General features: G+C 61.6%; 23 protein-coding genes. 16 read left to right on the top strand and 7 right to left on the bottom strand.

The genetic code is table 11. The features are described 5' to 3' along the window. Positions 1-61: 61 nt before the first annotated feature. The 4 genes from accB to ACIROW_RS11790 all read right to left on the bottom strand — a co-directional run bounded on the left by accB (position 62) and on the right by ACIROW_RS11790 (position 2306). Positions 62-529, bottom strand: coding sequence for an acetyl-CoA carboxylase biotin carboxyl carrier protein (accB, locus tag ACIROW_RS11805; RefSeq protein WP_402275540.1), 468 nt, complete (start codon positions 527-529; stop codon positions 62-64). A gap of 107 nt (positions 530-636) precedes the next feature. Further along, a complete protein-coding gene (aroQ, locus tag ACIROW_RS11800; protein WP_116436605.1) occupies positions 637-1074 on the bottom strand; it encodes a type II 3-dehydroquinate dehydratase in 438 nt (145 codons plus the stop codon). Positions 1075-1149: 75 nt separating this feature from the next. After that, on the bottom strand, positions 1150-1689 hold the full coding sequence (locus ACIROW_RS11795) for a TlpA family protein disulfide reductase (protein ID WP_402275537.1): 540 nt from the start codon (positions 1687-1689) through the stop codon (positions 1150-1152). Then, positions 1686-2306 carry a hypothetical protein gene (locus ACIROW_RS11790; RefSeq protein ID WP_402275534.1) on the bottom strand — a complete coding sequence of 207 codons (621 nt, stop codon included), beginning with the start codon at positions 2304-2306 and terminating at the stop codon, positions 1686-1688. The genes ACIROW_RS11795 and ACIROW_RS11790 overlap by 4 nt, the downstream gene beginning before the upstream one ends. Before the next feature lie 247 nt (positions 2307-2553). Here ACIROW_RS11790 and mpl point away from each other — a divergent pair, with 247 nt between their 5' ends. The 8 genes from mpl (at position 2554) to corA (ending at position 11016) form a co-directional block, all read left to right on the top strand. Beyond that, positions 2554-3954, top strand: coding sequence for a UDP-N-acetylmuramate:L-alanyl-gamma-D-glutamyl-meso-diaminopimelate ligase (gene mpl / locus ACIROW_RS11785; protein ID WP_402275532.1), 1401 nt, complete (start codon positions 2554-2556; stop codon positions 3952-3954). Next, on the top strand, positions 3951-4565 hold the full coding sequence (locus ACIROW_RS11780; protein WP_402275529.1) for a YqiA/YcfP family alpha/beta fold hydrolase: 615 nt from the start codon (positions 3951-3953) through the stop codon (positions 4563-4565). Before mpl ends, ACIROW_RS11780 begins: the two co-directional genes overlap by 4 nt. Further along, the gene (locus ACIROW_RS11775) at positions 4565-5152 is read left to right on the top strand and encodes a chorismate--pyruvate lyase family protein (RefSeq protein WP_402275526.1); all 588 of its coding nucleotides are present in this window, start codon (positions 4565-4567) and stop codon (positions 5150-5152) included. The genes ACIROW_RS11780 and ACIROW_RS11775 overlap by 1 nt, the downstream gene beginning before the upstream one ends. Beyond that, positions 5149-7233: a ribonuclease catalytic domain-containing protein gene (locus ACIROW_RS11770; protein ID WP_402275524.1), complete on the top strand. Its 2085-nt coding sequence runs from the start codon at positions 5149-5151 to the stop codon at positions 7231-7233. The genes ACIROW_RS11775 and ACIROW_RS11770 overlap by 4 nt, the downstream gene beginning before the upstream one ends. 46 nt (positions 7234-7279) lie before the next feature. Next, positions 7280-8170 carry a TonB C-terminal domain-containing protein gene (locus ACIROW_RS11765; RefSeq protein WP_116436656.1) on the top strand — a complete coding sequence of 297 codons (891 nt, stop codon included), beginning with the start codon at positions 7280-7282 and terminating at the stop codon, positions 8168-8170. Positions 8171-8206: 36 nt separating this feature from the next. After that, complete coding sequence (gene aroE, locus ACIROW_RS11760) at positions 8207-9043, top strand: shikimate dehydrogenase (protein ID WP_402275521.1); 837 nt, start codon at positions 8207-8209, stop codon at positions 9041-9043. 83 nt (positions 9044-9126) lie between these two features. Then, complete coding sequence (gene mtgA / locus ACIROW_RS11755) at positions 9127-9882, top strand: monofunctional biosynthetic peptidoglycan transglycosylase (RefSeq protein ID WP_402275519.1); 756 nt, start codon at positions 9127-9129, stop codon at positions 9880-9882. Between the two features lie 168 nt (positions 9883-10050). Further along, positions 10051-11016: a magnesium/cobalt transporter CorA gene (corA, locus tag ACIROW_RS11750; protein ID WP_402275517.1), complete on the top strand. Its 966-nt coding sequence runs from the start codon at positions 10051-10053 to the stop codon at positions 11014-11016. Positions 11017-11025: 9 nt separating this feature from the next. Here the strand turns inward: corA and ACIROW_RS11745 are convergent, their stop codons facing one another. After that, positions 11026-12117 (bottom strand): branched-chain amino acid ABC transporter substrate-binding protein, encoded by a 1092-nt coding sequence (locus ACIROW_RS11745; protein ID WP_402275515.1) that lies wholly within the window; start codon positions 12115-12117, stop codon positions 11026-11028. A gap of 338 nt (positions 12118-12455) precedes the next feature. Here ACIROW_RS11745 and ACIROW_RS11740 point away from each other — a divergent pair, with 338 nt between their 5' ends. Continuing rightward, a complete protein-coding gene (locus ACIROW_RS11740; RefSeq protein WP_402275512.1) occupies positions 12456-12911 on the top strand; it encodes a glycine zipper 2TM domain-containing protein in 456 nt (151 codons plus the stop codon). 19 nt (positions 12912-12930) lie between these two features. Here the strand turns inward: ACIROW_RS11740 and ACIROW_RS11735 are convergent, their stop codons facing one another. Both ACIROW_RS11735 and ACIROW_RS11730 read right to left on the bottom strand, forming a co-directional pair. Then, positions 12931-14094, bottom strand: coding sequence for an anhydro-N-acetylmuramic acid kinase (locus ACIROW_RS11735; RefSeq protein ID WP_402275510.1), 1164 nt, complete (start codon positions 14092-14094; stop codon positions 12931-12933). A 73-nt stretch (positions 14095-14167) separates the two neighbouring features. Then, positions 14168-15568 (bottom strand): peptidoglycan DD-metalloendopeptidase family protein, encoded by a 1401-nt coding sequence (locus tag ACIROW_RS11730; RefSeq protein ID WP_402275507.1) that lies wholly within the window; start codon positions 15566-15568, stop codon positions 14168-14170. A 310-nt stretch (positions 15569-15878) separates the two neighbouring features. Here ACIROW_RS11730 and tyrS point away from each other — a divergent pair, with 310 nt between their 5' ends. The 7 genes from tyrS (at position 15879) to purH (ending at position 22146) form a co-directional block, all read left to right on the top strand. Then, complete coding sequence (gene tyrS, locus ACIROW_RS11725) at positions 15879-17132, top strand: tyrosine--tRNA ligase (RefSeq protein WP_402275504.1); 1254 nt, start codon at positions 15879-15881, stop codon at positions 17130-17132. Between the two features lie 19 nt (positions 17133-17151). Continuing rightward, entirely contained in the window at positions 17152-17598 is a 447-nt protein-coding gene (gene dtd, locus ACIROW_RS11720) for a D-aminoacyl-tRNA deacylase (RefSeq protein ID WP_402275502.1), read from the top strand. Positions 17599-17665: 67 nt separating this feature from the next. Next, positions 17666-18307, top strand: a complete 642-nt coding sequence (locus ACIROW_RS11715; protein WP_402275499.1) for a YbhB/YbcL family Raf kinase inhibitor-like protein — start codon at positions 17666-17668, stop codon at positions 18305-18307. Between the two features lie 7 nt (positions 18308-18314). Further along, entirely contained in the window at positions 18315-18986 is a 672-nt protein-coding gene (locus ACIROW_RS11710) for a histidine phosphatase family protein (protein WP_402275497.1), read from the top strand. Between the two features lie 177 nt (positions 18987-19163). Continuing rightward, positions 19164-20180, top strand: coding sequence for a tRNA dihydrouridine synthase DusB (gene dusB / locus ACIROW_RS11705; RefSeq protein ID WP_402275494.1), 1017 nt, complete (start codon positions 19164-19166; stop codon positions 20178-20180). Between the two features lie 59 nt (positions 20181-20239). After that, positions 20240-20473 carry a Fis family transcriptional regulator gene (locus tag ACIROW_RS11700; RefSeq protein ID WP_007883354.1) on the top strand — a complete coding sequence of 78 codons (234 nt, stop codon included), beginning with the start codon at positions 20240-20242 and terminating at the stop codon, positions 20471-20473. A gap of 101 nt (positions 20474-20574) precedes the next feature. Continuing rightward, the gene (gene purH, locus ACIROW_RS11695; RefSeq protein ID WP_402275491.1) at positions 20575-22146 is read left to right on the top strand and encodes a bifunctional phosphoribosylaminoimidazolecarboxamide formyltransferase/IMP cyclohydrolase; all 1572 of its coding nucleotides are present in this window, start codon (positions 20575-20577) and stop codon (positions 22144-22146) included. Positions 22147-22254: the final 108 nt, after the last annotated feature.

The raw sequence follows: 22254 nt of genomic DNA, 5'->3' as shown, positions 1-22254 counted from the left end.
CATCCGCCTGCCGCGATCTTGCGCAGGCAGGCGCCGGACATGCATCCGTATTCTGGCAGGATTAGCCGATCACAAACAGTGGCTGACCGAATTCGACCGGTTGGCCGTTTTCAACCAGAATCTGCTTGATCACGCCGGCCTTGTCGGCGTCGATTTCGTTGAGCAGCTTCATTGCTTCGATGATGCAGATGGTCTCGCCTTCCTTGACTTCCTTGCCGACTTCGACGAACGCCGGAGCGCCCGGAGCGGAGGAGCGGTAGAAGGTGCCGACCATCGGCGACTTGACGATGTGGCCTTCCGGTGCGGCAGGCGCGACCGGCGCTGCTGCAGCAACCGGGGCGGCAGGTGCGGCGCCGGCTTGCAGGGTTTGCGGATACGCTGCCTGCGGCTGCATCATCACGACCTGGTTTTGCGGCGTGGCGGACGACTTGACGATGCGAACCTTGCTTTCGCCTTCGGTGACTTCCAGCTCTTCGATGTCAGATTCCGCGACCAGATCGATCAGGGTTTTGAGTTTCCGTAAATCCATGTGAATTCCTCAGTATTAAATAGGGATATAACTAGTTGATTGGGCCACCATCGGCTCATGCTGCATGCAACATGGCGATGCTGATGGAAAAGAGTGGGACGGGATCCTTATGGCTGCAGCAGCAGGTGATCAATCGCCAGCCGGTAACCATCGACGCCGAAGCCGCACAACACGGCCTTGGCGATGCCGGAAAGATAGGAAAAGTGACGGAATTCCTCGCGCTGGTGGATATTCGAGATATGCACTTCGACAAAAGGAATGGCCACGCCCGCCAGCGCATCGCGCAATGCCACGCTGGTATGGGTGAGTCCGCCGGGATTGATCACGATGGCGTCCACGCCTTCCTTGCGGGCGGCATGGATGCGGTCGATCAGCGCACCTTCGTGGTTGCTCTGGAAAGCGCTCAGGCGCGCGCCGGCTTTGCTCGCTTGCGCAGCCGCACGCTGCTCGATGTCAGCCAGGGTGGTCGATCCGTAGACTTCAGGCTCCCGGGTGCCCAGCAGATTCAGGTTGGGTCCATTAAGGAGGAGAAGGTTTATTGCCATGGAGATAAAGCTCCGTTTGACGACGATGCGCGCATTTTGCCGTCAAATGCCTTCATTTGGCAAGAAAAACTTTATTTACATGTTTTTGAGGGAGGCGAGGTCGCGGCGCAGCTCATCAAAATTCAGGCGCCCAAGATAGACCTTTTTCAGGTTGCCGTCCAGTCCCACCAGGACCGTGAAGGGGAGGCCGCCGGCCTGATTGCCGAATTGCCGCAGCAGATCGGTGGCACCGGTGCCGGCAACGTAGAGAGGATAATAGATATGGAATTTTTCCGCAAACTGCGCGATGTTCTCCTGGGAATCGACGCCGATGCCGATGATTTGCACCGGCGCAACTTCCGCCTGCAAGGCAGCCAGTTCCGGCATTTCCTCCACGCAAGGCGCGCACCAGGTGGCCCAGAAGTTGATGATCAGGGGCTTGCCTTTCCATTGCGACAAGGCCTGCGGCTTGCCTGCGGCGTCGGGCATGGTCTGCGCAAACAGATTGGCGACGGCGCGCGCTTCCGGTGTCTGCGGGGTAGGCGGGGTCTGGGCCTGTTTGTGGCTGGTATAGACGCCGACGCCGGCGGCCAGGATCGCAATCAGCACAAACAGCAGGTAATTTCGCTTTTTCATGAGTCTTCTTCCACGATGAGACGTCGAACTGCGTCGATATCGGCGCGTTCGGTGCGTTTGCCTGATGCGGTCCGCACACCGCCGCGCAGGTCGTCAACATCATACACGGCCAGGTGCACGCCTTCCGGCGCGCGGCCTTTTTGCGGCAGCAGGAAGCTCAGCGTCTCCACCACCGCCTGGCCGCCCTTGAAATGATTGCTTTCGCTGACCTCGAAGTTGACGTTCTTGTTCAGCAGGTAAATCTCGACGTCCTTGGCGCTGGACGTAAATAATTGCAAATGGATGTCGGAATGCTCGCCGGCAGTGCCGTTCAGTACCGCGCCGGTCAGGTAGGGATTGAAGCGCGAGAGTTCTTCCATTACCTGCACCGCCAGTTGCCGCAAGTGCAACAATCGCGCCGGCTGGGTGTCGCCGAAGAACAATTCGTTATACGCGCGCACTTCGTCTTCGATCTGTGCGTTATCGGGCAGGATCTCGCCGCGCGCCTTGGCATCGCCCAAGATCTGGCGCGCCGCCTTGCGTTTGGCGCTGGCGTAGTCGGCGCCGTCTTCGGCGATCATGCGGGCGGCTGCCGCGGCGATTTCCGCGCGCAGGAGTTCGATATCGGTCTGATGCATGGCCGCAATAATACCCCGAACCTGCCCATGATCTTACTGCGAGGCCGTGATCCGGCGTCGGGCGGTGCTCGGAATAAAGTACATTCCGGTTCCTGTGCTCCGGCCGCCACCGGCTGACGGCCTCTCGCTACAGATCCTGGGCAGGTTCTTCCTGCGTCAATCAGCAATCGGGTCCCCGGCGGCGAGATGATCGTCGTGGAGGCCGCCACGTCAGGTAAAATCTCGGGATTCCTTATCAAGATTCACTATGCACATTCACATCCTCGGCATTTGCGGCACTTTCATGGGCGGTCTGGCGGTTCTGGCGAAAGAAGCCGGCCACAAGGTCACCGGCTGCGACGCCAATGTCTACCCGCCGATGAGCACCCAGCTGGAGGCGCAAGGCATCGAGTTGATCCAGGGGTTTGATCCGGAGCAAGTCGCCTTGCAACCCGATCTGTTCGTCATCGGCAACGTGGTCTCGCGCGGCAACCCGCTCATGGAAGAAATCCTCAACCGTGGCTTGCCTTACGTGTCCGGCCCGGAATGGATGGGCAACCACATCCTGCGCGATAAATGGGTGCTGGCAGTGGCCGGCACGCACGGCAAGACCACCACCTCGGCCATGCTGGCCTGGATTCTCGAAGACGCCGGTTACGCGCCGGGCTTCCTTATCGGCGGCGTGCCGATGAACTTCGGCATTTCCGCGCGCTTGTCCGGCGTCAGGAACGGCAAGAAGGAAGACTCCATCTTCTTCGTCATCGAAGCCGACGAGTACGACACCGCCTTCTTCGACAAGCGCAGCAAGTTCGTGCACTACCACGCCAAGACCGCGATCCTGAACAACCTGGAATACGATCACGCCGATATCTTCCCCGATCTGACGGCGATCGAAACCCAATTCCATCATCTGGTGCGCACCGTACCCGGTATCGGCCGGCTGGTCGTCAATGGCCGCGAGCCGGCGCTGGAGCGCGTGATTGAGCGCGGCTGCTGGAGCGAGCATGAAAATTTCGGCGTGGAAGCCGGCCAAACCGGCTGGTCGCTCGCCACCCATGACGACGGCAGCTTTGACATCGGCTTCAACGGCGTGCCGCAAGGCACGGTCAACTGGTCGCTGACCGGTGAACACAACCGCATGAACGCGTTGGCGGCAATCGCCGCCGCGCGTCACGTCGGCGTGCCGGCAGCGCAGGCGATCGCCGCGCTGGAAAAGTTTGAAAACGTCAAACGCCGCATGGAGCTGCGCGGCACCGTCAACGGCATCGCCGTCTACGACGATTTTGCACATCATCCGACCGCCATCACCACCACGGTGGCCGGCCTGCGCAAGAAGGTCGGCAAGGACGGCGGCGGGCGCATCCTCGCCGTGCTGGAGCCGCGTTCCAACACCATGAAGCTGGGCACCATGAAAGACGCCTTGCCGGCCAGCCTGGCGGATGCCGATCTGGTGTTCGGCTACGGCGCCAAGGGCTCCGGCAAGGAAGCCCTGGGCTGGGACCTGGCGCAAGCGCTGTCTCCGCTGGGCGAGAAGGCCCGCGCCTTCGATGACCTCGGCGCGCTGGTGCAGGCCATCAAGCAGGCTGCGCGTCCGGGCGACCACGTCCTGGTCATGAGCAACGGCGGTTTCGGCGGCGTCCATCAGAAGTTGCTGGACGCGCTCGCATGATTTTGTATCTGCACGGCTTTCGTTCGTCACCGCATTCCTTCAAGGCGCGCCACATGGCCGAACGCCTGCAGGCATTGGGACGCGCGGATGAATATTACTGTCCGCAACTGCCGGCTTCGCCTGCTGAAGCAATCCGGCTGGCGCTGGATTACGCTGAACAATTCCCGCCGGAACAACTGACCGTGATCGGCTCGTCGCTGGGTGGCTTTTACGCGACGTGGCTGGCCGAGCATCTGGGCTGCCGCGCCGTGTTGCTCAATCCCGCCGTCAAGCCGCCGCGCGATCTGGAATCCTACGTCGGCGTGACCACGCACTACCATTCCGACGAACCGTTCGAATTCAAGCATGCCTATATCGATGAACTCCGCGTCTTGGTGGTGGACAAGATCACCCGGCCCGAACGTTATTTCCTGATCGCCGCCACCGGCGACGAGGTGCTGGACTGGCGCGAGATGGTGGCGCATTATCCCGGCGCACGGCAGACCGTGATCCAGGGCAGCGACCATGGCATAGCCGAATTTGCCGACTATGCCGACAGCGTGCTGGCGTTTTGCGGCATGTCGCCTGATGCATCGAATGCCTTGCAAGACGGTGGCGAGGCGCTAAGCTGATGATGAAGAAGACCCACGCGCATTGGTTCGACCATGCCAATGCGCTGCAACCGGCGCCGCTGTTGCGCGCATGGCTGACCGATCCCGGTTCGATGACGTTCAAGCTGCGCGCCCGCTGCAATGAATTGCGCGTGCTGCGCCTGCGTCAGCGTCCCGGCAATGCGCTAGCCGATGAGGCCGGCTTCCTCGGCCTGGCGACACCGCGCCAGCCTGTCGAAGAACGCGACGTGATTCTGTATTGCGACGGCGAACCCGTGATCTTCGGCCACACGGTGACGCCGCTGGCGTCCGCCTCGGCGTGGCCGTTCTTCCGCCATCTCGGTGTACGGCCGCTGGGCGCCAGTCTGTTTTCCGATCCGCTGGTCGCGCGCGCGCCGCTGCAGTACGCGCGCCTGCATGCCAATCATCCGCTGGTGCGCCGTATCGGCACCGTGATTGATCTTCATTCCAAGGCGCCGCCCCAGCTTCCGCTGTATGCGCGCCGCTCCCTGTTCCGTCGCCACGGCAGCGTCATGCTGGTGACCGATGTTTTTTTACCCGCCCTCAGCAAACTGATGGCATTGAATACGCAAGCAAGCACCCGATGAATTTATTTTTTGAAGAATCCGGCGATTTCAAGGCTGGCGCCGTGCTGTCGCAGCAAGGCGAGGCCTATCAGGTCGAAATGGCTTCCGGCAAGCGCACCAAGGTCAAGTCCAAGGACGTGATGCTGCAATTCGCATCGCCGGCTCCGGCCAAGTTGCTGGAAGACGCGCAAATCATCCTGCAGGACATTGACCTCGATTTCCTGTGGGAAGTCGCGGGCGAAGACGAGTTCGGTTTCGCCGAGCTGGGCACTGAGTATTTCGGCCACGCGCCGCTGCCGCACGAAGCGGCCGGCCTGTTGCTGCGCCTGCATTCGGCGCCGATTTATTTTTACAAGAAGGGCAAGGGTCGCTACAAGGCGGCGCCGCTGGCTTCGCTGCAGGCGGCCCAGGCCGGTCTGGAAAAGAAGAAGCAGCAGGCGTTGGTGCAGGCGCAATACGTCGACGAGCTGAAGGCCGGCAAGTTGCCCGATGCATTCAAGCCGCTGGCGTTGACCTTGCTGTTCCGTCCCGACAAGAACAGCATCGAATTCAAGGCCCTCGACGCCGCCTGCAAGGAATTGCAGACAACGCCGCAGCGCCTCATGCTGCAAACCGGCGGGCTGGCTTCGCCCAAGGATTTGCATTACGCCAAATTCCTTTTCGAGTTCTTCCCGAAAGGCAGCGGCTTCCCTGACGTGACGATTCCCCCCGTGCCCAAGGATCTGCCGCTGGCCGACGTGCAGGCATTCTCGATCGACGACGTCACCACCACCGAAATCGACGACGCGCTGTCAGTTGTCAGGCTGGCCGACGGCAACGTGCGCGTCGGCATCCACATCGCCGCGCCCGGCCTCGGCATCAAGCGCGACGACGCGCTTGATGCGCTCGCGCGCCAACGCATGTCGACCGTCTACATGCCGGGCGAAAAGATCACCATGCTGCCCGACGTGCTGGTCGAAGCCTTCACGCTCGACGAAGGCAAGAACTGCCCGGCGCTGTCGCTGTATGCGACGCTCAACCCGGCCGACTGGTCGGTGATCTCGACCGAGACGCGCGCGGAGATCGTGCCGATTTCCGCCAATCTGCGTCACAACGATCTCGATGCGCTGGTCACCGAAGAAGCGCTGGCGAACAACAGCGGCGAGTATCCGCACAAGGACGACATTGGCTTGCTGTGGCAATGGGTGCAGGTGCTGGAGCAGGGCCGCATGGCCAAGCGCGAAAGTTTCGGCCTGCGTCCGGAGCAGAACAACCGCGTCGATTTCAACTTCTACGTCGACAACGACGTGGTCACCATCACGCGCCGCAAGCGCGGCGCGCCGCTCGACAAGATCGTCGCCGAGCTGATGATCTTCGCCAACAGCACCTGGGGCAAGTTCATGGCCGACCACGGCGTGCCTGGCATCTACCGCGCACAGGGTGGCGGCGCCGGTGGCTGGGCTGCCAAGATGCAGGTACGCATGGTCACGCACGCGGCACCGCATCAGGGTCTGGGTGTGGACCAATATGCGTGGAGCACCTCGCCGCTGCGCCGCTATACCGATCTGGTCAATCAGTGGCAGATCCTGGCCTGCCTGGAACATGGTGTGACCGCGCCGCTGGCGGCGCCGTTCAAGCCGCGCGACGCCGACTTGTTCGCCATCGTCTCGGCCTTCGATTCGGCGTACTCCGGCTATGCCGACTTCCAGTCCGGCATGGAGCGTTACTGGTGCCTGCGCTGGCTGGCGCAAGAGCAAGCGCGCCAGGTCGACGCCGTCGTGCTCAAGGACGAAATCCTGCGTCTGGTCGATATCCCGCTGGTGATTCGTTTGCCCGGCATGCCGCAGGTTGCGCGCGGCCTGCAGGTCAAATTGGATCTGTTGCGCTGGGATGAAGTCGACCTGACCGTGGAAGCACGCCTGCTCGACATCCCGACCGCACAGCCGGCTGCCGACGCCGAACAAATGGACGACGACGACGAGGCTTTGCTCGATGGCATGGCGAATGCTGCCGACGGCGCCGAGGAGCCTGTTGCAGATGAGGCCGATGCAGCCGATGAAGCCGATGAAGCCGAACCAGTCGCCGGCGATCAAACCGCAGGCACGCCTTCCGCTGCGGAATGAGCCGGTCTTTGTCGTAAAATCGCGTTTTAATCTGGTTCATGCACCTGTGAAATTTTTTGCTGAAAACCGCTTCCTGACCATCGCCCTCGCCGGGTCCGTGCTGGTGCACGCGGCCCTGCTGGCGGTGCGGTTTGCCGCGCCGGATGCGTTCCGTCTGAAGCCGGCCGATCCCGGGCTGGAAGTGATCCTGGTCAATGCCAAGCATGACAAGGCGCCGGTCAAGGCCGATGCGATTGCGCAGGCCAACCTCGACGGCGGCGGCAACGCCAACCAAGGGCGCGCCAAGTCCCCCTTGCCGGACATGCGCAAGGTCGAGACCGGCGACAGCGTCAAGGCAGCGCAGCGCAAGGTGGCCGAGCTCGAAGCGCAGCAGCAGAAAATCCTGGCGCAGATGAACAAGAAGGCGCCCGTGGTCGCCACGCCCGAGCGCGAACCGCACAAGGAAGTGCAGCCACAGCTGAACGCCAAGGACCTGCTCGACACCGCCAAGGCGGTCGCGCGTATGGAAGCCGAGGTTGCCAAGAATATCGAGGAATACAACAAGCGGCCGAAGAAGACCCAGATCACCGCACGCACGCGTGAAGCCGGCTACGCGATGTATTACAAGGCCCTGCAGGAAAAGATCGAAAAAATCGGCACGCTGAATTTCCCGCAGCGGGACGGCAAGAAGCTGTATGGCGAGCTGGTGATATACATCCCGGTGTACCAGGACGGCAGCATTTACGACAAGGAAGGCGGCGTGCGGGTAGAACGCAGTTCCGGCAACCTGGCACTGGACGCGGCGGCGCTGACGATCGTACGGCGCTCGGCGCCGTTCGGCCGCTTCCCCGACAACATGCGCACCACCGGCGGCAAGGACGACATCTGGGAAGTCATCACGCGCTTCCGCTTCACGCGTGAAGAGACGTTGCAGACCGACCTGAGCAGTTCCAACTAAGAGCGGCTCCAAGAACACAAGAAGGCAGGTACCTCCATGGATGCATACGTCGTTATCGGCAATCCGATTGCCCACAGCAAATCGCCTGAAATCCATGCGCAGTTCGCCGCGCAGACCGGCCAGCAACTGAGCTACGAGCGCCTGCTGGCCCCGCTGCAAGGTTTTAAGGCGGCGGTCAAGGTGTTCATCGCCAACGGCGGCAAGGGCGCCAACGTCACGGTGCCGTTCAAGCTTGACGCCCATGCGCTGGCCGATCACCTGACCGAGCGAGCGCGGCTGGCCGGCGCGGTCAATACACTCAAATTCGAAGACGGCGTGATTCTGGGCGACAACACCGACGGCGCGGGACTGGTGGCCGACATCGTGCACAACGCCGGCGTCTCGCTGGCCGGCAAACGGGTATTGCTGCTGGGCGCCGGCGGAGCCGCGCGCGGCGCGCTGTTGCCGTTGCTGGAGCAGCAACCGGCTGTGCTGACCATCGCCAATCGCACCCCCGCCAAGGCGCAGGAACTGGCCGCGCAATTCGCCGAATTCGGCAAGCTTGAGGCGGCCGAATTCACCGCCCTGCAAGCCGGCTTCGACGTCATCATCAACGCCACCTCCGCCAGCCTCGACGCCGACGTGCCGCCACTGCCTGCGAGCGTGTTTTCCGGCGCCACGCTGGCCTACGACATGATGTATGGCAAGCAGCCCACGGTGTTCATGGAGTTTTCCCATCGCCACGGCGCAGTCGCGCGCGATGGTCTCGGCATGCTGGTGGAGCAGGCTGCTGAATCCTTCTTTTTGTGGCGCGGGGTGCGGCCGGAAACCGCCGAGGTCTTCCGCGCGTTGCGCCAGCAGCTCGGGCAACAGGAAAATCGCGCGAGGAAATAGTGAAGCGACCGCTTGCAGCTTTGCCCGCCACCGACTAGGCTTGTCCGAATCACGCCAAACACTCCATATAACAACATCAGAAAATGAAGCTCCTGCGCAAGCTGTTCCTGTGGCTGATCGTATTACCGGTCACCTTGCTGTTCCTGCTGCAACTGTATTTCTTCGTGCAGATCTGGTGGTGGGTCGACCATAATCCCGAGTCCACCAGCTTCATGCGGCAGCAGTTGTCGCTGCTGCAGGAAAAGAATCCCAAGGCGCAATTGCAATTCAAGTGGGTGCCGTACAACCGCATTTCCAACAACCTCAAGCGCGCCATCATTGCGTCGGAGGATTCCAACTTCTCCGAACACGAAGGGGTGGACTGGGACGCGCTGCAAAAGGCCTACGAAAAGAACACCAAGAAGGGCAAGGTGGTCGCCGGCGGCTCCACCATTACCCAGCAGTTGGCCAAGAATCTGTTCCTGTCGGGCGAACGCAGCTACCTGCGCAAGGCGCAGGAATTCATCATCACGTACATGCTTGAGTTCCTGATGGACAAGCAACGCATCTTCGAGATCTATCTCAATGTGGTGGAGTGGGGCAACGGCGTATTCGGCGCCGAAGCCGCGTCGCTGCATTACTACGGCGCGCCCGCCGCCAATCTCGGCCCCAGCCAGGCTGCACGGCTGGCGGTGATGCTGCCGCGGCCGCGTTTTTACGACAAGAATCCCGGCTCGGCTTACCTCGCCAATCGTACCGGCCTGATCCTGCGCCGCATGAACGGCGCCGAACTGCCGCCGGCCAAACCGGTGGAAAAGCCCGCGGCCAAGCCCGCCGCCAAGCCTGCGGCGAAGAAATAAGGCGTCCGGACGCTGCCGCTGCAGGAACGTGCTTGCCTGCCGTGGAGCTAAAACGTACACTTGCGTTCGTTTCGCGGGCGGCCCATTGCAGAGCATGTCGATTCTGCAATTTTTTGTTATCTGGCCCATCCGGCATCCTCAGTCGTCTTGTCCTGACAGTGAGATCACATGATTAATGTTTTTGTTTTGCAGAACGGTCGACTGAACCAGGTCAACATCGACAGCCGCAGCGATCTGGAAACCATCGCGCCGGTCTGGGTCGACCTGACCGAGCCGACTGATGAGGAGCGCGACTGGGTCAAGAGCATTTATGGCGTGACGCTGCCCGACGAAGACGAATTCAGCGACATCGAAGCGTCGGCGCGTTATTTCGAAGCGGAGAACGGCGACCTGCACCTGCGCACCGACTTTCTGTTCGAAGGCGACGACGACACCTCGGCCACCATGACGGTGGCCTTCATCCTGGCGCGCAACATCCTGTTTTCCATGCATGCCGAAGACTTGCCGGTGTTCCGCCTGGTGCGCATGCGCGCCCGTTCGCGCCCCGGTTCGATCGGCGACTACCGCGATGTGCTGCTGGATTTGTACGAAACCGACGCCGAGTATTCGGCCGACGCGCTTGAAGGCATTTACCAGAAGCTCGAAACGGTCAGCCACAGCGTGCTCAAGAAAAGCCTGTCCGACCAGGCCGCCGCCGAAGTGCTCAACGCCATCGCCCACGAAGAAGATTTGAACGGCCGCATCCGCCGCAACATGATGGATACGCGCCGCGCGGTCAGCTTCCTGATGCGCGGCCGCCTGCTCAGTTCGGACCAGTTCGAGGATGCGCGCCAGATTTTGCGCGACATCGAATCGCTGGACGGCCACACCGCCTTCCTGTTCGACAAGATCAACTTCTTGATGGACGCCACCGTCGGCTTCATCAACATCAACCAGAACAAGATCATCAAGATCTTCTCGGTGGCCTCGGTCGCCTTCCTGCCGCCGACGCTGATCGCCAGCATTTACGGCATGAACTTCGACTGGATGCCGGAGCTGCATTGGGCCGGCGGCTATCCGGTGGCGATCTTGATGATGATCGCCTCGGCGATCGCGCCGTTCTGGTACTTCCGCCGGCGCGGCTGGCTGAACTGATTTCTCTCTTCAGGGCAGCGTATTGAGGGTCTTCCAGCTACCTTGTTCCGCACGATACAAGGTGTAAGGCGGCGCTATCAGGCTGCCGTCGGCTGCGAACGAGATCGGCCCGGACAGCCCATTGAATTTCATCTGATGCAGGATCGGCGACAGCAGGCGCGGATTGGTCGATCCGGCGCGCTTCATGGCCTCCGCCAGCATGTCCACCGCGTCGTAGGCGAACCAGGTCTGCGGTATCAGCGGCGACGTGTATCTCTCCCGATAAGCTTGCTCCAGCCGTTTGAAATTCTGCACCTTCTCCACCGGATTGCCGTTGACCAGCACCAGCGTGCCTTCGGGATATTCCTCGGTCTTGCGCGGAAAGAGCGGGTTGATGGCGCCGCCGGCCAGCAACAATCGGGTTTGCAGGCCTAGTTGGCGCAAGCGCGTGGCAAAGGCGTTGGTCTGCGGAGCCACGCCCGCGAAGAACACCAGGTCGGCGCCGCTACTGGTGATCTTGGCGATGGCTGCATTGAAATCCGAACTCTTGGCGTTGATTTTTTCACTCTCGACGACCTGGCCTCCCTGGCGCGACACAGCAGTCAAGAAGCCGCGCGCGAGCGCCTTGCCCAGCAGGGTGTCATTGTCGATCAGCATGATGCGTTTGGCGCGCAGCACCTTGATGGCGGTTTCCGCCAGGTATTGCGCGGTGTACTCGCTATGGCCCAGCAGCTGGAACACGGTTGAATAACCCAGCTGCGTGAATTCGCGCCCGGCCGCAGTCGGCGACAGTTGCGCCACGCCGGCCTCGTTGTAGATTTTGGCGGCAGCAATGCTGGCGTCGGTGGTGAGGTGTCCGATCACGCCGACTACGCCTGCGGCGACGGCGGCGCGGGCATTGATGACAGCCAGGTTGAGATCGTTCTTGTCGTCCGCCAGGAATAACTTCAGCTGGACGTTTTTATCGCCGATGCGCAAGCCTTGCGCGTTGATCCGGTCCACCGCAAATTGGGCGGCGTCGCGGGTGCTTTCGCCGCGCGGAATCTTCATCGGTCCGATGACGCCGATCAGCACGGTCTGGGAAGTTGCATCTGCAGCCGCCGCGTTTGCCGTGGTTGTCATGACGGCACAAACTGCAACAGCCCACCAAATCAAAAACGTGCGACGCATCTGATCTCCCCGGAAACGCTGACCGAACAATCATCTTGCATCTGCAACCTACCATTCATGTCGCAGAGAAGACGGGCTTTAGAGATGCTTTTCAGGGTTTCCGGCTTGTTTCCGGGAAAGATTGTGCAGCGCCGGTGGGCGCTTTCTGCGGGGAATGTCTGACAAGGATTTGAGCGCTTCTCCGATGTTGCAGTCCGGCATGCCGATCGACAATACGTCTACACAGCCCGCCTGTACAGCCACGCCGCATGCGCGCTTCCCGACAGCAAGACAGACCAAGGACTTCGGCAATGAAACATCATTACATTTCCCTGCTCGCCATCGGCTTGAGCATGCTGGCGCTCCTCAACGGTTGCGCCGGCCCGGATTATCGTTCGCAACCCAACAACGCGGGTGCGCCACCGCCTTCGTATTCGTACAATGCGACCGGCGTCATTGAGGCCATTGACGTGGCGCATGAAAACAGCAGCGGCGTCGGCGGCACGTTGATCGGCGGTGCGGTGGGTGGCTTGCTGGGCAATCAGGTCGGCAGCGGCTCCGGACGTACCGCGGCAACCGTCGCAGGCGCGGTCGGCGGCGCCGTCGTGGGCAACCAGGTGCAGAAGAATCACGGCGGACGCGAGGTCTACAACATCCGCGTGCGCATGAACGACGGTTCTACCCAGACCTTTGCGCAGGACAGCGCCGGCGATCTGCGCATCGGCGATCGCGTGCGCCTGGACGGCGGCCGGGTTTACCGGTATTGATCAGATCCGGTGCGGGGAGTTACTGCGCCGGATAGAGACCGCCCAGCACACGCAGACCGCGCGCCCCGGTGACGGCAGGCAGATTGCCCGGCCGGCGCAGGCAAAAGCGTTGCGCCAGCCAGGCGAAGGCCAAAGCCTCCACGTGATTGGGCGCCACCCCCAGCACTTCCGTCGACATGACCGGAATCGGGCGATCCGCACCTGCCTGCAAGGCTTGCGCCAGCAACTCCAGCAAATACCCGTTGTAAGCCCCGCCGCCGCAGACATAGACCGCTGCGGCAGCGGATGCGTGCGCGACGATGGCGTCGGCAATGGTAGATGCGGTGAAGGCGGTCAGCGTCGCCTGCACGTCAACCGGCGGCAGAGATGGGAAACCTTGCAGGCGCTGCTCCAGCCATTCGACATGGAACAGGTCGCGGCCGGTGCTCTTGGGCGGCGGCAATGCGAAATAGTCGTCGCTGCGCAAGGCCGCCAGCAGGGCTGTATCCACTTTTCCGGACGCGCCCCAGGCGCCGTCGGCGTCATAGCTTCGGCCTTGGCGGCGAGCGATCCACGCATCCATCAATACATTGCCGGGACCGGTGTCGAAGCCTGACGTGGCGGCTTGCTTGCCGGCAGGCAGGATGCTGATGTTGCTGATGCCGCCGATATTGACCGCCACGCGCATCTCGTCGTCGCTACCGAACACAGCCTGATGGAAGGCCGGCACCAGCGGCGCGCCCTGGCCGCCGGCGGCGACGTCGCGGCTGCGGAAATCGGCGATGACGTCGATGCCGCACAGTTCGGCCAGCAAGCTGGGGTTGTTGGTCTGGCGTGTATAGCCGAGTTCGGGGCGATGGCGGATGGTTTGTCCGTGCACGCCGACGGCGCGGATATAGGCCGCCGGGATCGCGCTCTTTTCCAGCAGTTGCGCGACGCATTGGGCGTAGTAATTGGCCAACTGGTTGGCCGCCAATGCTTCGCGCTGCAATTCATTCTCGCCGTTGGCCTGCAGCGCCATCAGCGCCGCGCGCAAATCTTCTGGAAATGCTACATAGGCCGTCGCCAGCGTCGCCATCGGCTGGCCGTCGTCCGGCAGCGAAGCCAGCACGCCGTCGACGCCATCGAGGCTGGTGCCTGACATCAGGCCGATATACAGGGAAGAGAAAGCAGAGCGTTGCAGCGAAGAGAGATCGGCGGACATAAAAAAACCGGTGATGGAGTCGCTGCAATTTTACAGCGATTCCATCACCGGCTTTGCGGTTCGGGAGTCCGGTTTAGCGCGACGCCAGGGTCACGTTGCCGTTCTCGCCGGCAGGACGCAACAGCGACAGGCGGCGGTTCATGTCGGTCGAGACTGCGCGGAAACGGGCCAGTTGGCCGCCGCCCAGCGGTTGCGCATTCGGCACGTCAACCGACAGCGGATTGCGCGGCACGTTGCTGACGCGGAACTCGTAATGCAGATGGGGGCCCGTAGCCCAGCCGGTCATGCCGACGAAGCCGATGACTTCACCCTGGCTGATCTTGTCGCCCTTGCGCAGGCCGGTGGCGAAGCGGCTCATGTGGCCGTACGCGGTGGAGTAATTGTTCCAGTGCTTGATCACGACGATGTTGCCGTAGCCGTTCTGCTTGCCGACGAAATCAACCACGCCGTCGCCCGATGCATGGATCGGGGTGCCGGTCGGCGCCGCAAAGTCGACGCCGGTGTGCTGCTTCCAGATGCCGAGGATAGGGTGCACGCGCATCGAGAAGCCCGATGAAATACGCGTGAAGGCCAGCGGCGACTTGAGGAAGGCTTTCTTCAGCGACTTGCCGTCGAACGAGTAATAACCACCGCCGATCTTGCTGCCCGGTTCATCGAACCAGACCGCCTGGTAGGTATTGCCGGCGTTGCTGAATTCGCCTGCCAGCACGCGGCCGGTGCGCACCGGTTCGCCATTGTTGTAGAAGGTTTCATAGACCACGTTGAAGCGGTCGCCGCGGCGCAGGTCGGAGGCGAAGTTGATGTTGGTCGAGAACATGTCGACCAGTTGGGTCGCCACGCTGTCCGGGATCTGCGCATTGTCGGTCGCCGCGAACAGCGACGAACGGATCTGGCCGGAGCGCATTTCGACGCGGCGTTCCAGCACGGCCGGCGCGGTGCTGGCCTTGAAGGTGTCGCCGCTGCGTTCGATCACGAGGTTGTTGACCGCTTGACCGTCGCGGCCGTCGCTCAGTGTCGCCGTCAGCTGTTGCAGCTCGCCGTCTTCAGACGTGCGAGCCATCACGCGCTTGCCGGCGCGCAACTGCATGACAGCGCGGGCCAGGGTATCGGACTTGATGAAGTTGGCTGCGGCCTCGTCGTCCACGCCCAGGCGTGTCAGCAAGCTTGCCAGCGTGTCGCCGGAGCGGACTTTTTCTTCGTTGACGTAAAACTCTTCGCGGTCTGCCAGTTGCGCGATCTGCTGTTGCAAATCAGGCAAGGCCAGGTCCTTGACGATGGCGTGGACCGGCGCATCGGAGGTGTCCGGCTCGGCCGGGGCGAAGCCGGCGGCGCCGATCGTGAAGGCGCCGAGGAACAGGGCGCCGGCGGACAGGATCTTGGTCTTGCGGGAAGAACCGTGGAATTTCTCTTGGCAGAAGAGATGGGCGGTGCGGTACAGGGAAGCGGCGCGCGCGAATTTATCTTTAGGGAACATGCAATACGTTAAAATCTACCGTTTACGCTTGTTCCGAATCCTGTTGCAGGATGGCAATGCAGTTGGCGGATCGTTCCGCGCTGCCGGTATGGTGAAACATGTACCGGCCAACCAGGTTGCCATTCAACCGCAAGCACCGTCAATGACTCCCCGATGACGCACGCTTTTTACAGATTCTCGACAGGCGATGAATGCTAAATTCTCTGCTGATTGCGCTTCTAAATGGCGTGCGGCAGAAAGACGAAAGCGCGATTATAGCAAAGCGTCAATCCGGTACTGTCCTACAAAAGCCTATTTTTTAGTTATATCAATGAACGCCGAACAGCCAACCTCCCAAGCTCCACAAGCCCCCTTGCCCCTGTCCGATAAAGTCCAGGAAGCGCTGGCCATCACCAAGCGCGGCGTCGATGAGTTGCTCATCGAAAGTGAATTTGCGCAAAAGCTGGCGCGCGCCGAAAAGAGCGGCCAGCCGCTGCGCATCAAGCTGGGCCTGGACCCGACCGCGCCCGACCTGCATCTGGGTCACACCGTGGTGTTGAACAAGATGCGCCAGTTGCAGGACCTCGGTCATAACGTGATCTTCCTGATCGGCGATTTCACCTCGATGATCGGCGACCCGTCCGGCCGCAATGCCACCCGCCCGCCGCTGACGCGCGAGCAGATCGAAGTCAACGCCAAGACGTATTTCGCCCAGGCTAGTCTGGTGCTTGATGCCGCGAAGACCGAGATCCGTTACAACTCCGAATGGTGCGATCCGCTCGGCAGCCGCGGCATGATCCAGCTGGCTTCGCGCTACACCGTGGCGCGCATGATGGAGCGCGACGATTTCACCAAGCGCTTCAAGGAAGGCACGCCGATTTCGGTGCATGAATTCCTGTATCCGCTGATGCAGGGCTACGACTCGGTCGCGCTGAAGTCGGACCTTGAACTGGGCGGCACCGACCAGAAGTTCAACCTGCTGGTCGGCCGCGAGCTGCAAAAGGATTTCGGCCAGGAGCCGCAATGCATCCTGACCATGCCGCTGCTGGAAGGCCTGGACGGCGTCGACAAGATGTCCAAGTCCAAGAACAACTACATCGGTATCACCGAACCTGCCAACACCATGTTCGCCAAGGTGATGAGCATTTCCGACGTGATGATGTGGCGCTACTACGAGCTGCTGTCGTTCCGCTCGATCGCCGACATCGCCGGCTTCAAGGCCGACGTCGCCGCCGGCAAGAATCCGCGCGACATCAAGGTCGCGCTGGCGCAGGAAATTGTCACGCGCTTCCACTCGCAGCAGGCAGCTGAAGACGCGCTGGCCGATTTCGTCAACCGCTCCAAGGGCGGCATTCCGGACGACGTGCCGGAAGTCAGCCTGTCCGGCGCGCCGCTGGGCATCGGTCAATTGCTCAAGCAGACCAACCTGTGCGCTTCGACGTCAGAGGCCTTGCGCATGGTGGAGCAGGGCGGCGTGCGCATCGACGGCACGGTGATCAGTGACAAAGGTCTGAAGGTGGAAGCCGGCGTGTTCGTGGTGCAGGTCGGCAAGCGCAAGTTCGCCCGCGTTACCTTGTCGCAATGACAGCGACCGTTACAGCGTCATGATCGGATTATTGCAACGAGTCCGCAAAGCTGATGTCGTAGTGGAAGGCGAGCAAGTCGGCGCCATCGGCCCCGGTTTGATGGTGCTGGTCTGCGCCGAACGCGGCGACACTGTCAGGGAAGCCGACGCGCTGCTGACCAAGTTGCTGGCCTATCGCGTGTTCGCCGACGAAGCCGGCAAGATGAATCGCAGCGTGACCGACGTGCAGGGCGGCTTGCTGCTGGTGCCGCAGTTCACGCTGGCGGCCGATACCCGCTCCGGCACCCGGCCGTCGTTCACGCCGGCGGCGCCGCCGGCGGAAGGCAAGCAACTGTTCGACCATTTCGTTACGCAGGCGAAAGCCCGTCACGGCGTGGTCGAAACCGGCCGTTTCGGCGCCGACATGCAGGTCTCGCTGACCAATGACGGGCCCGTCACATTCTGGCTGCAGGTTGGCGGTAAGTAACGCCGGCGACGGCCCGACGATATTTTTTGATATTCAACAGCAGGCTGATTTTCAAAGGAGAGCACACATGAAACTCTGGAGCGATTCTTTTCAGGACGGCGCAGTCATTCCGGGCGAATTCGCCTTTGCCGTATCCGATCCCAAAAACCACGTAGCCCTGTCATCCAACAAAAATCCGCACCTGGCCTGGAGCGATTTGCCTCCCGGCACCAGGTCGCTGGTGCTGGTGGTCCACGATCCTGATGTACCGTCGCGCGGCGACGACGTCAATCAGGAAGGCAAGACCGTGCCGGCCGATCTGCCGCGCGTTGATTTCTTCCACTGGACTCTGGTCGATATTCCGGCCGGCGTCGCCGAACTGGCTGCGGGGCAATTCAGCAGCGCCGTCACCACGCGCGGCAAGGCCGGTCCGGCGATTCCCGGCGATCCGCTGTCGGGCGCGCGCCACGGCCTCAACGATTACACCAGCTGGTTCGCAGGCGATGGCGACATGAGCGGCGACTACTTCGGTTATGACGGCCCCTGCCCGCCGTGGAACGACGCAATTGCGCACCGTTACATCTTCACGCTGTACGCCATCGACCAGGAACAACTGACCGTCACCGGCAAGTTCACCGGCACCGACGTGCACAACGCGCTGCAAGGCCATGTGCTGGCGCAGGCAGCCATCACCGGCACGTACACGCTCAATCCCGACCTGATCAAGTAACATCGCCATGACTGCCACGCCCGCCACGACTGACATCCTGCTGATCCGCCACGGTGAAACCGACTGGAACGTCGACAAACGGCTGCAAGGCCACATCGACATTCCACTCAACGCCGAAGGGCAGCGGCAGGCGGCGGCGTTGGGTCGGGCGCTCGGTAACGAGCCGCTGGACGCGATCTACGCCAGCGACCTGCAACGCGCGCGCGACACCGCGCAGGCGGTGGCAACGCTGCAAGGCAAGGACGTGCACATCGACGAAGCTTTGCGCGAGCGTTGCTACGGCGGCTTCGAAGGCCTGCAGCATCACGACATCGCGCAACGCTATCCGCAAGACTATGCCGCCTGGAAAGCACGCGAACTAGATGCACGCTATCCGGCCGGCGAACGCGTCGCCGAAACCATGCGCGAATTCTCCGAGCGCGCCGTCGGTGCGGTCACGCGCCTGATCCGCCACAGCAACAGCCGGCAGCACCGGAAGATCGCCATCGTCACCCACGGCGGCGTGCTTGAATGCATCTATCGCTGGTCGCGCCAGACCGGCTTCGCGCACGCACGCGATTTCGATATCTTCAACGCTGGCATCAACCGCATGCAGTGGGACGGCGAGCGCCTGCACATCGCGCAGTGGGCCGATGTTGCCCATTTGTCGGCCGACGTGCTGGACGAAGTGGATCGCTGATCCGCTTTCAGTCGCGTTCTGTCGGATGAAATACGGCGCCAGGCGGCAATTCTTGTCGCTTCGGCAATGTGTTGTCGCCGCTGCGCTGCAAGACCGATTCTTGTTGGGGCGGAGGACCAATCGCGCTAAAATAGCGCCCTTCCCCAGCAACCACACGACCGCACCGTCCATCGACCTGTGAATATCGGCCCGCATTCCCTGCGCAATAACGTTTTCGTCGCCCCGATGGCTGGTGTGACGGATCGGCCTTTCCGTCAGTTGTGCAAGCAACTGGGGGCGGGTTACGCCGTGTCGGAAATGGCAGCCTCTGATCCACGCCTGTGGCAAAGCGAGAAGACTTCGCGCCGCACCAACCATGACGGTGAGATGGAGCCGAAGGCGGTGCAGATCGCCGGCGCCGATCCCGCCATGCTGGCCGATTGCGCGAAGCACAACGTCGATCGCGGCGCGCAGATCATCGACATCAACATGGGCTGCCCGGTCAAGAAGGTCTGCAACAGCTGGTGCGGCTCGGCCTTGTTGCAGAACGAAAAGCTGGTGGGACAGATTCTCGACGCGGTGGTCAATGCGGTCGACGTGCCGGTGACGCTGAAATTCCGCACCGGCTGGAATCGCGAAAACAAGAACGCCCTGGCCATTGCCGCCATGGCGGAGCAAAGCGGCATCGCCATGCTGACGCTGCACGGCCGCACGCGTGCCGACGGCTACAGCGGCGAAGCCGAGTACGAAACGATTGCCGCCGTCAAGGCGGCCGTGAAGATCCCGGTGGTTGCCAACGGCGACATCACCACGCCCGAGCGCGCAAAACACGTGCTGGCGGTCACCGGCGCCGACGCCGTCATGATCGGCCGCGCGGCGCAGGGACGGCCGTGGATCTTCCGTGAAATCGACCACTTCCTGCGCACCGGCACGCATCTGCCGGCGCCGATGGTGGCCGAAGTACAGGAACTGATGCTGGAACATCTGCAGGCGCACTATGCGTTTTACGGCGAGTATCTCGGCGTACGCACGGCGCGCAAGCACATCGGATGGTATGTCCGCGACCTGCCGGAGGGGGAACAATTCCGGCAGCGCATGAACCGCCTCGAGGATTGCCAGCTGCAATGGAACGCAGTGCGCGATTTCTTTGAATCGCAGGCGGCATATGGCGAGCGGTTACAATACGGGATTGCCGATCAGCCGCTGGCAGCATAGCTGCACGCAGGATTGAAGGCTATTGATCAACACACTAAAAAGAACAGAAGTAGCACGTAATGAGTAAAGAAAGTATCGAGGATGTCGTCAGGAAGAGCCTTGACAAGTATTTCAAGGACCTGGGCGAGCAGTTGCCATCGAATGTCTATGACATGGTTGTTTTGACGGTCGAGAAACCGATCTTCGAAGCAGTGATGGCGCGCGCCGACGGCAATCAGTCGCAAGCCGCAGAAATTCTCGGCATCAATCGCAATACCCTGCGCAAGAAATTGCAGCAGCACGGCTTGCTGTAACACTTGCACGCGGCGGTACGCCTGAAAGCGTATCGCCGGCTACATCCACACCGTCACCGAATTCCTTCATCCACGCAGTTCTTCTCCTCCTTCATGCCATCATGATCAAACAAGCACTCATCTCCGTTTCCGACAAAGCCGGTGTGCTCGACTTTGCGCGCGCGCTGTCCGCCCTGGGCGTCAACATCCTGTCCACCGGCGGCACCGCCAAGCTGCTGGCCGACAACGGCGTCAAGGTGACCGAAGTCGCCGACTACACCGGTTTCCCGGAAATGCTGGACGGCCGCGTCAAGACGCTGCATCCGAAAGTGCATGGCGGCATCCTGGCGCGCCGCGATTTTCCTGAGCATGTGGCTGCGCTGGACAAGCACGGCATCCCGACGATCGACATGGTGGTGGTGAACCTGTATCCGTTCCAGCAGACCATCGCCAAGGAAGAGTGCTCGCTGGAAGACGCGATCGAAAACATCGACATCGGCGGTCCGGCGATGCTGCGTTCGTCGGCCAAGAACCACAAGGATGTCGTTGTGATCTGCGATCCGACCGACTACGCCGGCGTGCTGGCTGATCTGCAGGCAAGCGGCGATCTGCCGTACGAAAAGCGCTTTGCGCTGGCCAAGAAAGTATTCGCCCACACCGCGCAATACGACGGCGCCATCACCAACTATTTCACCTCGCTGGGCGAAGACAAGCAGCACGCCACGCGCAGCGCCTATCCGGAAACCCTGAACCTCCACTTCGAAAAAGTGCAGGACATGCGCTACGGCGAAAACCCGCACCAATCGGCGGCGTTCTACCGCGACGTCAGGAAGATCGACGGCGCGCTGGCCAGCTACACCCAGCTGCAAGGCAAGGAACTGTCGTTCAACAACATCGCCGACGCCGATGCGGCGTGGGAGTGCGTCAAGACCTTCGACGCCGCCGACACTACCGCCTGCGTCATCATCAAGCACGCCAACCCGTGCGGCGTGGCGGTCGGCGGCAATCCGCTGGAGGCTTACAGCAAGGCCTTGCAGACTGATCCGACCTCGGCCTTCGGCGGCATCATCGCCTTCAACCGCGAACTCGACGGCGCCGCCGCCGAAGCGGTCGCCAAGCAATTCGTCGAAGTGCTGATCGCGCCGTCCTTCAGCGCCGAAGCAAAGAAGATTTTCGCCGCCAAGCAAAACGTCCGCCTGCTGGAAATCCCATTGGGTAATGGTCTCAACGCGTATGACTTCAAACGCGTCGGCGGCGGTCTGCTGGTGCAATCGCCGGATGCCAAGAATGTGCTGCTGGCCGACGTCAAGGTCGTCAGCAAGAAGCAACCGACACCGCAACAACTGCAAGACCTGATGTTCGCCTGGCGCGTCGCCAAGTTCGTCAAGTCCAACGCCATCGTCTTCTGCGGCAATGGCATGACCCTTGGCGTCGGCGCCGGCCAGATGAGCCGTATCGATTCCGCCCGTATCGCGTCGATCAAGGCGCAGAACGCCGGCCTGACGCTGGCCGGCTCAGCAGTGGCGTCGGACGCTTTCTTCCCGTTCCGCGATGGTCTGGACGTGGTGGTTGACGCCGGCGCGACCAGCGTGATCCATCCGGGCGGCTCGATGCGCGATCAGGAAGTGATCGATGCAGCGAATGAACGCGATGTCGTGATGCTGCTCACTGGTACGCGTCACTTCCGCCACTGATACGCAGATGATCCTTTTTTGACGCTGTAACACCGCATCCAAGCCCGGCCTAGTGCCGGGCTTGTTGTTTTTTGCGTAGGGAGCAGTCTGGTATTGTCATTAAGGCAA

The sequence above is a fragment of the Herbaspirillum sp. NPDC101397 genome (assembly GCF_044767325.1).
Classification (GTDB): Bacteria; Pseudomonadota; Gammaproteobacteria; order Burkholderiales; family Burkholderiaceae_D; genus Herbaspirillum.
The sequence above is the reverse complement of the archived record's forward strand: the minus strand, read 5'-3'. Positions and strand labels throughout refer to the sequence as shown.